Raw genomic sequence first — 11,363 nt, forward strand, 5'->3', positions numbered from 1 at the left:
CACTGGCCCCGGGCAAGGTCTCCAGCACGCCGGCGACGCGGGCATAGACGGCGGGCCGGTCGGTCGGGATCGGCCGCGGCTTGGCGGCGCGCAGCCGGTCAAGCGCGGTGGCGGCATCGAACGGGCCGATCTCGGCATTGGCCTTTTCGGCAGTGAAGGCGATGACGACCGGCACGCCGTTGGAGCCGGCATCGTTGATCAGCCGCTCGGCGGTGGCGACGCGTTTGCCCCAGTCTGCGGCACTTGCCCAGTCATTGTCGATGACCAGGGCAAGGGCGGCTCCCTCGGCCGGCAGCTTTTCGCGCGGGTTGAAGACCGGGTCGGCCAATGCCGCGACGATGAGGGCCGCCATCAAGAGCCTGAGCAGTGTCAGCCACCACGGGCTCTGCTGCGGCGTCTCCTCGCGCTTCAGCACGCGGGCCAGGATCTTCAGCGGCGGGAAGATTTCGGTCTGCGGCTTGGGCGGCGTCAGCCTGAGCAGCCACCAGATCACCGGCAGTGCCAGCAGGCCCCACAGCACCATGGGGGCGCCAAAGGAAAGCGGCAGCCAACTCATGCGACAGCCTTTCCTGGCCGATCGCCGCCGGCGATCATGCCGGCACGACCGCCGGCGGTCGGCCTGGCCGAGGAGCCATCAGTGGTCATCGCCATGTGCAGCCGCACCAGCGCGTCGGAGGCGAGCCGATCGGTGTGGTTGACGGTAAAGCTCCAGCCAAGACGTTTGCACCAGGCCGCCAGTTCGTGGCGCCGGGCGGCGTAGAGCAGGCGATACTCATCGCCGAGCATTTCGGCGCGGCCGGCGGTCAGCTTGTCGCCGGTCTCGGGATCGGTGAATTCGGTGCGGCCGGCATAGGGGAAGGTCTCCTCGGCCGGGTCGGCGACCTCGATCAGGTGGGCACGCACGCCGTGGCGGGCCAGCACGTCGAGCCAGGCCATCGTCTCTTCGACCGGATCGAGGAAGTCGCTGACGATGACGATGTCGCAGAAGCGCCTGATGTCGGACAGGTCGGGTTTTGCCGGCAAATCGCCGGCATGCATCAACTGGGCGGCGATGCGTTCGGCGCCGTTGCGGGCGGTGAACGGGTCGGTGAGGCCCGGCCAGGCGATGCGCTCGCCGCTGCGCGACAACAGTTCGGCCATGGCCAGCGCCAGCACCAGCGCGCGCGATTGCTTGGAAACGCTGGCGCCGGTCGATTTGTAGAGCATCGACGGCGAGGGGTCGGCCCACAGCCAGACCGTATGGGCGGCTTCCCATTCGCGGTCGCGCACATAGGTGTGGTCGTCGCGGGCCGAGCGGCGCCAGTCGATGCGCGAGGAATCTCCCTCGACATAGGGCCGGAACTGCCAGAAATTTTCACCGATGCCGCGCTTGCGGCGGCCATGCCAGCCGGCGATCACGGTGTTGACGATGCGGCGCGCCTCGACCAGCAGGTCTGGCACAAGCGAGGCTCGCAACCGGCCACGGGCGAGCGCGTCGCGCGTCGCTGCCGGAGCCTGGACCTCGCCGATGCGCGGCATCAAATTCCTTTCACGAGTTTCGCCACCACGTCACGCACGCCGGTGCCTTCGGCGCGGGCGGCGAAGGTCAGCGCCATACGATGCTGCAGCACCGGCTCGGCCAGCGCACGGACGTCGTCAACCGAGGGCGCCAGCCGTCCGTCGTAAAGCGCGCGCGCCCTTGTGCACAGCATCAGCGCCTGGCTGGCGCGCGGGCCGGGACCCCAGGCGACGTTCTTGTCGGTCTCGGCATTGCCTTGGCCGGGACGCGCCGAGCGCACCAGCGTCAGGATCGCCTCGACGACGCTTTCAGGCACCGGCATGCGGCGGATCAGCGTCTGGATCTCCTTCAGCCGCACCGGCTGCAGCACGTTTTGCGCTTTCGCGTCCTCGATGCCGGTGGTTTCCAGAAGGATGCGGCGCTCTGCCTCGATCTCGGGATAGAGGATATCCACCTGCATCAGGAAGCGGTCAAGCTGGGCCTCGGGCAACGGATAGGTGCCTTCCTGCTCCAGCGGGTTTTGGGTTGCCAGCACGTGGAAGGGCGCCGGCAGGTCATGGCGGGCGCCGGCAATGGTGACGTGGTATTCCTGCATGGCCTGCAGCAGCGCCGACTGGGTACGCGGCGACGCGCGGTTGATCTCGTCGGCCATCAGCAACTGGGCGAAGATCGGCCCGGAGATGAAGCGGAAGGAGCGTTTGCCGGTTTCGTCCTGCTCCATCACTTCGGAGCCGAGGATATCGGACGGCATCAGGTCCGGCGTGAACTGGATGCGACGCGAATCGAGGCCGAGCACGATGCCAAGTGTTTCGACCAGCTTGGTCTTGGCGAGGCCCGGCACGCCGACCAAAAGCGCATGGCCACCGGCCAGCAGAGCCACCAGAGTACGCTCGACGACGCTTTCCTGTCCGAAGATGACCCGGCCGACCCCGTCGCGGATCCGGGAGATGTCGGCAAGCGCCTTTTCGGCCTCGGCGATCATGTCCTTTTCGCTGATCGGGCTTTCCTTGACCATCACGCTCATGCCGCATCGATCCTTGTGGTTGGAATACCATGGCTGGAACAACGGCTGCACCATACCATAAGTTGCCGCGATTCGGCCTCGCGTGGCGCCTATGTCGAAACTTAAATCACAGACTTAGGCTGACAAGCGCAACAACAGTGACTATTTCGTGACCATGACGGGACCCTTGGGACATCGTGAAGAAAGCCTGACGGATGCCACCGAGGCGCGTGGCCTCGAGGCGCTCATCTCGCGCGCCGCCCGTGCCGGCAAGGGGGCGGCACCCGTCGAACGCTGGAATCCCGACTTCTGCGGCGATCTGGACATGGAGATCAAGTCCGACGGCACCTGGTTCTATCTGGGCACGCCGATCGGGCGCATGCCGCTGGTGCAGCTTTTCTCCTCGGTGCTGCGCAAGGACGCCGATGGCAGGACCTATCTGGTGACACCGGTGGAAAAGGTCGGCATCCGCGTTGCCGATGCGCCGTTCATCGCGGTCGAAATGGACGTTTCGGGTAGCGGCGAAGCGCAGACCATCACCTTCCGCACCAATGTCGGCGATGTCGTCGAGGCCGGGCCGGAACGGCCGCTGCGCTTCGTCGACGAGAACGAGACCGGCGGATTGAAGCCCTATGTGCTGGTGCGGGGCCGTCTGGAGGCGCTGGTGGCGCGGCCGGTTATGTATGAGCTGGTCGGGCATGGCGAGGAGGTCGAGATCGGCGGCGAGACGATGTTCGCGGTGCGCTCCAAGGGCGCCGTGTTCCCGATCATGCCGGCGGACCAGTTGAAGCGGCTGAGCGCGTGATGGACCAGGTGACGCCGGCGCCGTTTTCATCCGCGGATTTTCGCGCGCGTTTTGCCGTGCAGCCGGATGCGCATGCCGGCGACGATTATGGCGATCATCGCTTCAACCCCGGCCATCCGCGCCTCAACCAGGGCAAGGCGCTGCGCAATGCCGCGGTGCTGATCCCGGTGGTCGATCATGAGGGCGATGCGACGGTTCTCCTGACCAAACGGGCCGAAAAGCTGCGCAGCCATTCGGGGCAGGTGGCATTTCCCGGCGGCACCATCGATCCGACCGATCCGAGCCCTGAGGCGGCGGCGCTGCGCGAGACTTTCGAGGAGATCGGGCTTGGCCGAGACCGCATCGAGATCATTGGCCGCATGCCCGACTATGTCGCCGGCAGCGGCTACCGCATCGCGCCGGTGCTGGGCATCGTGCGGCCCGGTTTCCAACTGACGCTCAACGCCGACGAGGTCGACGCCGCTTTCGAAGTGCCGCTGCGCTTCCTGATGGACCCGGCCAACCACAAGCGCGACAGCCGCATGTGGAACGATCTCGAATGGTTCTTCTACGACATGCCTTACGGCGAACGGCGCATCTGGGGCGTCACCGCCGGCATCATCCGTACCCTCTATGAAAGGCTTTATGCGTGAGTGTCTCGATCGCGGACAGGGCCGACTGGCTCGGCGACAAGCATCTGCAGCGCCTGCTGTTCGCACTGGCCGAAGGCGGTGAAGAGGCGCGAGTCGCCGGCGGCGCGGTGCGCAACACGCTGATGGGCCAGCCCGTCGCCGACATCGACATCGCCACCACCTGCCTGCCGCAGCAAACCCTCCGCCGCGCCGAAGCGGAAGGGTTCAAGGCGGTGCCAACCGGCATCGAACATGGGACAATCACCGTGGTTGCCGGCGGAAAACCTTATGAAATCACCACCTTGCGCGCCGATATCGAGACCGACGGGCGACGCGCGAAAGTGTCGTTCGGGCGCGACTGGAAGCTTGACGCCGAGCGGCGCGACTTCACCATCAATGCGCTCTATGCCGAGGCCGACGGCAGGGTTGTCGACCTGGTCGGCGGCATTGCCGACATCGAGGCACGCCGGCTGCGCTTCATCGGCGACCCGGAAGCGCGTATCCGCGAGGATTATCTGCGCATCCTGCGCTTCTTCCGCTTCTTCGCCTGGTACGGCGATGGACGGCCGGACGCCGAAGGGCTGAAAGCCTGCGCCCGGCTTAAGGAAGGGCTGGCCCAGCTTTCGGCCGAGCGCATCTGGTCGGAACTGAAGAAGCTCTTGTCGGCGCCCGATCCGTCACGGGCGCTGCTCTGGATGCGGCAGGCAGGCGTCTTGACCGCAGCGCTGCCGGAAAGCGAGAAATGGGGCATCGATGCCATCCATGGGTTGGCCAAGGCCGGGAAGGATCTGGGCTGGGCACCCGACCCGCTGCTCAGACTGGAAGCGATCGTGCCGCCCGATGCCGCTCGCATGAAGACGCTCGCCGAGCGGCTCAAACTCTCGACCGCCGAAGCGGATCGCCTGCGCCACTGGGCGCTTGCCACCGCCGTCGAGCCGAAGACGACCGAGGGCGAACTGGCGAAAAGGCTCTATCGCGGCGACCGGCAGGGGTTTGTCGACCGGCTGCGGCTGTCGCTTGCGGCAGCCAGAGTGCGCGCCGTCGAGGACAATGAGGCGCTGCTCGAAGCCGGTGGCTTTTCGCGCCAGCTTGCCTTCGCCACCAAATGGGAAAAGCCGTTGTTTCCGCTGAAAGGTGCCGATCTCACAGCGCTCGGCGCAACTCCAGGACCGAAACTCGGCGAAATCCTCAGGAATCTCGAGGCGGAATGGGTCGAAGCCGGGTTTACCCCTGATCGCGACGCGCTCCTCAAGCGCGCCGCCGAAGCTTTGAACGCCGGGTAGATCAGGCCGCGTCGCGGCTCTTTTCGATGCGCGAGCGGATCGCCTCGATCATCGTCTCGCGGATGACCGTCTCACCATGCGTCTCGCGCATGTGCTCGACGGCACGGCGCATGACCTCGGCCTCCTCGTCGGCACGCGTGTGCCAGTCACAGCCGGGCACGAGCGACCCGCAGTGAAATTCCTTCATGAGATTTCTCCTTTTCCTCCGTGAAGCCTGGTCGAGGCTCCGGTACTTTTTTTGGCTCATGGTCCGGTTCCAGGGTTTAATCCGCGGACCGCGAGCGGGTGAGAAGCATAACACAGATGGGGCGGCATTGGTTGCGGTCAACGGCAAACAGGCGGAGCAGCGCTGCTCCACCCTCTTAACACTATCCCGAAACAGGACCGGACATCGTCTCATCCTGCTCTGGCGGGCAAGCCATCATTTTGCGGCCTTGACGGCCTCGGCGACCTTGTTCTTGCCCTTCATATCCCATGAGACACGGACTTTTTCACCGACCTGCAGGCCAGGATCCTTGAAGGTCTTGGGAAGCGTAAAAGACGATCCATCGTCGAGGACCAGACTCATGGCCGTTGCGTCAAAGGTCTTGATCGTTCCGGTGGTGTGCTTGACGGCGGCGAATGCCACCGAACCGGAAGCGAGAAGGGCAGCGGCGGCCGCCGAAACAATGATCTTGCGCATTGCGAAGTACTCCTGGAAGTAGGGCATCCCTCTCAATGAGGTGCCCCGCGTCGTCTGGGCCGTCCGGTCGCGTCGGGTCGCGGCTCGCTTTGTCTGACGCAATTCCGGTCGGAAAGCCGTTTCGCACTTTCCTGGAATTGCGCGCAGGCGAACCGCCGGCGCTTCCCGACCCGGCCCCACAAATAGGCCAGTCTTTTCAACGGCCTATTAGACGAAAAAGAAATTTTGCGCCGCACCGTGTGCCACATTCCATGCCCATTTCGAGCGAATGGGACATCAATGCGACTCACGCCGCGCTCACCATTTTGTTACGGCCAGCGAACCTCGGGCGGCAGGCTGGAGAGAATGGACGCGACATTGCCGCCGGTCTTCAGTCCGAAGATGGTGCCGCGATCGTGAAGCAGATTGAATTCGACATAGCGGCCGCGGCGGATGAGCTGTTCGTCACGGTCGCCATCGGTCCAGTTCTCGTTGAAGTTGGCGCGCACGAGGTGACCGTAGACGACGAGAAAGGAGCGGCCGACATCCTGGACGAAGTTGAAATCGGCATTCCAGCCGCCTTTGTCCTCGCCCGAATGCAGCCAGTCGAAAAAGATGCCGCCGGTGCCGCGCGGCTCGTTGCGGTGCGACAGATAGAAGTACTCGTCGCACCAGGCCTTGAATTTCGGGTAATCGGCGACCGCGGCATTCTTCTCGCAAGCGAATTGCATGGCGCGATGGAAGGCGAGAGTATCAGGGTCGTCCTGGGTGCGGCGGCGATCGAGCACCGGTGTCAGATCGGCGCCGCCGCCGAACCATTGGCGCGATGTTACCACCATGCGCGTGTTCATGTGCACGGCCGGAACGTTGGGATTCCACGGGTGCGCGATCAGCGAAATGCCGGATGCCCAGAAGCGCGGGTCTTCCTCGGCGCCGGGCATCTGCTTCCTGAATTCGGGCGAGAACTCGCCATGGACGGTCGAAGTGTGGACGCCGACCTTTTCGAAGACGCGGCCGTGCATCATCGACATGGTACCGCCGCCGCCACGGCCCTCGTCGCGTTCCCACGGCGTCTTTTCGAAACGGCCCGGTGACCACGAGGCCAGCGGCCCGCCAAGGTCCTGCTCGATCTGCTCGAAAGTGGCGCAGATGCGTTCGCGCAGCGCCTCGAACCACAGCCGTGCCTTCATCTTCTTCTGTTCGATGTCGGCGGGCAGGCCTGTCGGTATTTCTGGTCGTTCCAAGTGCCGTCTCCGGTTGGGGCGGCGAGTCCCACAAATGACTCGTCTTTTGCCGGCGCGATCCCTAATCTCTTAAGGGCAAGGGTCAAGTCACTTTGGTTTTGCGCATGATCCTTTCCGAAACTCGATTCCGATTTCGGGTCATGCGCCAGGTGCAAGGAGCTGTTTCGTGCGCACCCCGGCAAGACCGCCGCTGGATGGCCTGAAGAGAAGGCTCGACCAAAGCCGTGCCGAGCGCGTGCGTATGCCGCGCGATGGTTTCCTGCGAGAGACCTTCGTGCTGCCGCGCTCCGATGCGCGGCTCAAGGCCAAGGAATGGTTCGAGCGCTTTCCCAAGCAGGCCTACTGGACCGAGATCGAAAGCTGGTTCGAGCGGCCGGGCGACCTGATCGAGTTCACCATCAGGCGGTTGCCAGCGGCTGACTAGGATGTCCTTGAGAGAGGCGGAGCAACCAGCCTTCTTGCCCCTGTCCCCTCGCGCGCCAGCCGGTCGCCCTTGTTGCGCAACGGGCATTTGTCGATGGACATGCAGCCGCAGCCGATGCAGTCGGTCAGCCCGTCGCGCAGTTTCTTCAACTGGGCGATCTTGTGGTCGAGCCCGTCGCGCCAGGCGGTCGACAAAAGGTTCCAGTCGTCGCGCGTCGGCGTGCGGCCTTCGGGCAGTGATTCAAGTGCGGCACCGATTTCGGCCAGCGAGATGCCGACCTCCTGTGCAACCTTGATGATCGCCACGCGCCGCAGCACATCGCGGCCGTAGCGGCGCTGGTTGCCCGACGTGCGATGGCTGCGGATCAGGCCGCGGGCCTCGTAGAAATGCAGCGCCGACACCGCCACCCCGCTGCGCATGGCCACCTGGCCGACCGTCAATTCCGTTATAGGCGCCATGTCTGATTTTCCGCCCCGATTTTTCCGCTTGACCTAAAGTTAAGTTGAGCTTGTAGCGAAGAAACCCTGGATGTGCAAACGAAGGAGAAGGCGATGTGCGCCTGGGTCAAGATGACGGGAGACGGACTGCCATTATCCGAGTTGCCGGACGGCTTCGCCCGCCACCATGGCGACGGAGAGCGCGACGTTGATGCTGCGCGCCGTACCCTGCATCGGGATGGTCAGCCGCGTATCAGCCGCCTGATGGACAGGATCCGGCACGCCTGCGGATTCCCGGCCAAACAGGAGTATGTCGCCTTCGGCGAAGATGAAGCTGGTGTAGGCCGTCGTGGCTTTGGTCGACAGCAGCACCAGCCGGCGCGAACCAGCCTTGCGCCATTCCTCGAAGGCATGCCAGTCGACATGCCGGGGCAGCCATTTCGAGGTAGTCCATGCCGGCTCGCTTGAGCGCTTTGTCGGAGAGCGGAAATCCGGCCGGTTCGATGATGTCGACGCCAAGTCCGAGGCACGCGGCGAAGCGCAGGATTGTCCCGGTGTTGCCGGCAATGTCAGGCTGGTAGAGCGCGATGCGGAGACGACAGTTCATTTCCGCGTCCTTCTAATAAGTGGCGGATCGGCCACAGCGGCTTGGCGGTTTTGGAAATTGCTGGACCTGCGGGTGGCCATTTTCTGCGAGGTCGGGTATACAGCCAGGATTGTCAACCCGAACCGATGGAGGGGTAATTCATGATGATCATGCACATCCAGCGCCCCTCTCGTGGGCTTACCTGCCTGCCGGCGGTTTCGGTACGACGATTCTCCTGACTCTCTAAGACTTGATCGCACCGATTCCCGCCGAAACGATTTTTCGGCTCTCGAAGGAATCCTGCGATGTTTTTCAAAAAGTCAAAAGGGCTGAACACCCCAGCTGAACCTGTCCGGACCGATGCTTGTCATGTCCAGACCGACGCAAAGCATGCCTCCGGCCGAATGCCGGCGGACGATATTGCTTCGCCTTTTTATCTCGATTTTCACACGGAGGACGGACCGATGTTCGATCCCTATAGAATACCTGGCTCGAGGAGCCTGCATATCCATCGACTGCCGACCTGGGCGCTGCTGATCGGCGACACCTATTCGTCGGCGGTGCACGCCGAGGTTCGCCGCCGGCCGCATCGCGGCATGCTGCCGGATGTCGATTTTTCGCGCGCGGTTCCCGATCTGAGCCGGCCTTCGCTGGTGCGCCGGATCATCCGGCTGATCCGGCCGGGCGCGAAAAACCGGGCTGGCGGCACCGTGTCGTCAGGATCGTCTGGCGCAGCTGTCGGCGAAAAGCCCGCGAGCCCCTATATTGCGCGAAGCAGGGCCGACGGTCCGGGTGATTCCAGACCGTCGGCCCTTGACGCCATGGGTTCCGCGGATTTCGTACGCTCACGTGCCGCGTAAGCGGCACACACATTTCACAGGCATAACCTATGTTGTTGTTTAGCTGGTTTGAAAAAAGGCTCGATCCGTTCCCCGCAGCGGAACCGGTCGAGCCGCCCAAGACGCTGGTTGCCTTCTGCCTGCATTATACGCGCGGCGCATGGCCATATATCCTTTTCGACGCGGTGCTGGTGACGGCCATCGCGATCGCGGAAGTATGGATGTTCGGCTTTCTCGGCCGCATCGTCGACTGGCTGTCGGGGCAGAATCGCGAAACCTTCCTGCAGACGGAAGCCTGGAAGCTCGCCGGCATGGCCTTCATCGTGCTGTTCGCGCTGCCGGGCACGGTATGGCTGCATTCGTTTCTCAACCAGCAGACGCTGATGGGCAATTATCCCATGCGCATCCGCTGGCAGGTGCACCGCTATCTGCTCAAGCAGTCGATGAGTTTCTACCAGGACGAGTTCGCCGGCCGCATCGCGACAAAGCTGATGCAGACGGCTCTCGCCGTGCGCGAATGCGTCATCAAGGTGATCGACGTCCTGAACTACGTTATCGTCTATTTCCTCGGCATGCTGCTCATCGTCGGCTCGGCCGACTGGCGGCTGGCCGCGCCGCTCGGCGTCTGGCTGGTCGGCTATATCCTTTTGCTGCGCTACTTCATCCCGCGGTTGGGCAAGGTCGGCGAGGAGCAGGCCAATGCGCGCTCGATCATGACCGGCCGGGTCGTCGATAGCTACTCCAACATCCAGACGGTCAAGCTGTTCAGCCATGCACGCCGCGAAGCGTCATTCGCCAAAGACGGCATGTCCGGCTTTCTCGAAACGGTCTACCGGTCGATGCGGCTGGTGACAGTGCTTTTTGGCTCGCTTTACATCCTGAATGCATTGCTCTTGTTCTCCGTCACCGCGATGGCGTTGTGGCTGTGGCTGGGGCAAGCAGTGACGATCGGCGCGGTCGCCGTGGTCATCGGCCTTGTGCTCAGGATGTGGGGCATGTCGCAATGGATCATGTGGGAAATGTCGGGCCTGTTCGAGAACATCGGCACGGTGCAGGACGGCATCGCCTCGATCTCGCTGCCGCGTCTTGTCGAGGACAGGCCGGACGCGAAGGAGATCAGCGTTTCCAGGGGTGAAATCCGCTTCGAGGACATCCGCTTCCACTACGGCAAGCAGAAGGGTGTGATCGAAGGCTTGTCGCTGGCGGTGAAGCCGGGCGAAAAGGTCGGCATCGTAGGCCGCTCCGGCGCCGGCAAGTCGACGCTGGTCAACCTGTTGCTGCGCTTCTACGACCTCGAAGCCGGGCAGATATTGATCGACGGCCAGGAGATCGCCGGTGTGAAGCAGGATTCGCTGCGTGCGCAGATCGGCATGGTCACGCAGGACACCTCGCTGCTGCATCGTTCGGTGCGCGAGAACATCCTCTATGGCCGGCCCGATGCCACCGACGAGATGCTTGTCGAGGCGGCGCGGCGCGCCGAGGCGCTGGACTTCATATCAGGGCTTTCGGATGCCGGTGGCCGGAAGGGCTTCGATGCCCATGTCGGCGACCGCGGCGTCAAATTGTCCGGCGGCCAGCGTCAACGCATCGCCATTGCTCGCGTTATGTTGAAGGATGCGCCAATACTTATCCTTGACGAAGCGACCTCGGCGCTTGATTCCGAAGCCGAGGCGGCGATCCAGGAGAACCTCTACAAGCTCATGCAAGGTAAGACCGTCATCGCCATCGCGCACCGACTGTCGACCATCGCGGCGATGGACAGGCTGGTGGTGATGGACAAAGGCCGTGTCATCGAGGAAGGTTCGCACGAGGAACTCGTCGCCCGCGGCGGGCTCTACGCGCAGCTCTGGCAGCGCCAGTCGGGCGGGTTCCTGCTTGAGGGCGGTCCCGCCGACCCCGCCAACGATGCACTTGCAAAGGGGCAAGCCGCAGAATGATGGCCGCCTCGGCTTCGGAATCAAGCGCCGAGGTC

At 63.7% G+C, this 11,363-nt stretch carries 13 protein-coding genes and 1 pseudogene; 6 read left to right on the forward strand and 8 right to left on the reverse strand.

Going from position 1 to position 11,363, the window contains the following annotated elements; genetic code table 11:
- From EN964_RS11385 to EN964_RS11395, 3 genes are all read right to left on the reverse strand, one after another.
- Nucleotides 1-556 (reverse strand): BatA domain-containing protein (locus tag EN964_RS11385; protein WP_206528708.1); only part of this gene is annotated, 556 nt, incomplete at its 3' end.
- The gene (locus EN964_RS11390; protein WP_127271779.1) at nt 553-1,518 is read right to left on the reverse strand and encodes a DUF58 domain-containing protein; all 966 of its coding nucleotides are present in this window, start codon (nt 1,516-1,518) and stop codon (nt 553-555) included. The genes EN964_RS11385 and EN964_RS11390, both read right to left, overlap by 4 nt.
- A complete protein-coding gene (locus tag EN964_RS11395) occupies nt 1,518-2,522 on the reverse strand; it encodes a MoxR family ATPase (protein WP_127271985.1) in 1,005 nt (334 codons plus the stop codon). The genes EN964_RS11390 and EN964_RS11395 overlap by 1 nt, the downstream gene beginning before the upstream one ends.
- A 154-nt stretch (nt 2,523-2,676) precedes the next feature.
- Between EN964_RS11395 and EN964_RS11400 the strand changes: the two genes are divergently transcribed.
- From EN964_RS11400 to EN964_RS11410, 3 genes are read left to right on the forward strand one after another with little or no spacing between them, the layout of a single operon-like run.
- The gene (locus EN964_RS11400) at nt 2,677-3,306 is read left to right on the forward strand and encodes a DUF1285 domain-containing protein (RefSeq protein ID WP_127271874.1); all 630 of its coding nucleotides are present in this window, start codon (nt 2,677-2,679) and stop codon (nt 3,304-3,306) included.
- Nucleotides 3,306-3,938 carry a CoA pyrophosphatase gene (locus tag EN964_RS11405; protein WP_127269430.1) on the forward strand — a complete coding sequence of 211 codons (633 nt, stop codon included), beginning with the start codon at nt 3,306-3,308 and terminating at the stop codon, nt 3,936-3,938. Before EN964_RS11400 ends, EN964_RS11405 begins: the two co-directional genes overlap by 1 nt.
- A complete protein-coding gene (locus EN964_RS11410) occupies nt 3,935-5,200 on the forward strand; it encodes a CCA tRNA nucleotidyltransferase (protein WP_127269429.1) in 1,266 nt (421 codons plus the stop codon). The genes EN964_RS11405 and EN964_RS11410 overlap by 4 nt, the downstream gene beginning before the upstream one ends.
- A 1-nt stretch (nt 5,201) precedes the next feature.
- On the opposite strand, the gene EN964_RS11415 is transcribed toward EN964_RS11410, so the two are convergent.
- From EN964_RS11415 to hemF, 3 genes are all read right to left on the reverse strand, one after another.
- A complete protein-coding gene (locus tag EN964_RS11415; protein WP_127269428.1) occupies nt 5,202-5,387 on the reverse strand; it encodes a DUF1059 domain-containing protein in 186 nt (61 codons plus the stop codon).
- Nucleotides 5,388-5,621: 234 nt separating this feature from the next.
- Nucleotides 5,622-5,882: a DUF1344 domain-containing protein gene (locus EN964_RS11420; RefSeq protein WP_127269427.1), complete on the reverse strand. Its 261-nt coding sequence runs from the start codon at nt 5,880-5,882 to the stop codon at nt 5,622-5,624.
- A gap of 308 nt (nt 5,883-6,190) precedes the next feature.
- Nucleotides 6,191-7,105, reverse strand: a complete 915-nt coding sequence (gene hemF, locus EN964_RS11425) for an oxygen-dependent coproporphyrinogen oxidase (RefSeq protein ID WP_127269426.1) — start codon at nt 7,103-7,105, stop codon at nt 6,191-6,193.
- A 166-nt stretch (nt 7,106-7,271) separates the two neighbouring features.
- On the opposite strand from hemF, the gene EN964_RS11430 reads away from it, so the two are divergent.
- The gene (locus tag EN964_RS11430) at nt 7,272-7,529 is read left to right on the forward strand and encodes a hypothetical protein (protein WP_127269425.1); all 258 of its coding nucleotides are present in this window, start codon (nt 7,272-7,274) and stop codon (nt 7,527-7,529) included.
- Here the strand turns inward: EN964_RS11430 and soxR are convergent.
- Nucleotides 7,526-7,987 (reverse strand): redox-sensitive transcriptional activator SoxR, encoded by a 462-nt coding sequence (gene soxR, locus EN964_RS11435; RefSeq protein WP_127269424.1) that lies wholly within the window; start codon nt 7,985-7,987, stop codon nt 7,526-7,528. The two genes, EN964_RS11430 and soxR, sit on opposite strands and share 4 nt — an antisense overlap.
- 132 nt (nt 7,988-8,119) lie before the next feature.
- Nucleotides 8,120-8,573: pseudogene (locus EN964_RS11440) on the reverse strand (tRNA (cytidine(34)-2'-O)-methyltransferase).
- A 443-nt stretch (nt 8,574-9,016) separates the two neighbouring features.
- Here EN964_RS11440 and EN964_RS11445 point away from each other — a divergent pair.
- A complete protein-coding gene (locus EN964_RS11445) occupies nt 9,017-9,412 on the forward strand; it encodes a hypothetical protein (RefSeq protein WP_127271716.1) in 396 nt (131 codons plus the stop codon).
- Nucleotides 9,413-9,441: 29 nt separating this feature from the next.
- Nucleotides 9,442-11,328, forward strand: a complete 1,887-nt coding sequence (locus tag EN964_RS11450; protein ID WP_127271989.1) for an ABC transporter ATP-binding protein — start codon at nt 9,442-9,444, stop codon at nt 11,326-11,328.
- Nucleotides 11,329-11,363 lie beyond the last annotated feature (35 nt).

It is taken from the genome of Mesorhizobium sp. M7A.F.Ca.CA.001.10.2.1, from assembly GCF_003998575.1.
GTDB lineage: Bacteria > Pseudomonadota > Alphaproteobacteria > Rhizobiales > Rhizobiaceae > Mesorhizobium.

What these genes read in the sequence shown, in the direction of transcription:
- EN964_RS11405 (WP_127269430.1), top strand. Translation starts at nt 3,306, where the DNA reads ATGGACCAGGTGACGCCGGCGCCGTTTTCATCCGCGGATTTTCGCGCG.
- EN964_RS11450 (WP_127271989.1), top strand. Translation starts at nt 9,442, where the DNA reads ATGTTGTTGTTTAGCTGGTTTGAAAAAAGGCTCGATCCGTTCCCCGCA.
- EN964_RS11395 (WP_127271985.1), bottom strand. Translation starts at nt 2,522, where the DNA reads ATGAGCGTGATGGTCAAGGAAAGCCCGATCAGCGAAAAGGACATGATC.
- EN964_RS11400 (WP_127271874.1), top strand. Translation starts at nt 2,677, where the DNA reads ATGACGGGACCCTTGGGACATCGTGAAGAAAGCCTGACGGATGCCACC.
- EN964_RS11420 (WP_127269427.1), bottom strand. Translation starts at nt 5,882, where the DNA reads ATGCGCAAGATCATTGTTTCGGCGGCCGCCGCTGCCCTTCTCGCTTCC.
- EN964_RS11390 (WP_127271779.1), bottom strand. Translation starts at nt 1,518, where the DNA reads ATGCCGCGCATCGGCGAGGTCCAGGCTCCGGCAGCGACGCGCGACGCG.
- EN964_RS11415 (WP_127269428.1), bottom strand. Translation starts at nt 5,387, where the DNA reads ATGAAGGAATTTCACTGCGGGTCGCTCGTGCCCGGCTGTGACTGGCAC.
- soxR (WP_127269424.1), bottom strand. Translation starts at nt 7,987, where the DNA reads ATGGCGCCTATAACGGAATTGACGGTCGGCCAGGTGGCCATGCGCAGC.
- EN964_RS11445 (WP_127271716.1), top strand. Translation starts at nt 9,017, where the DNA reads ATGTTCGATCCCTATAGAATACCTGGCTCGAGGAGCCTGCATATCCAT.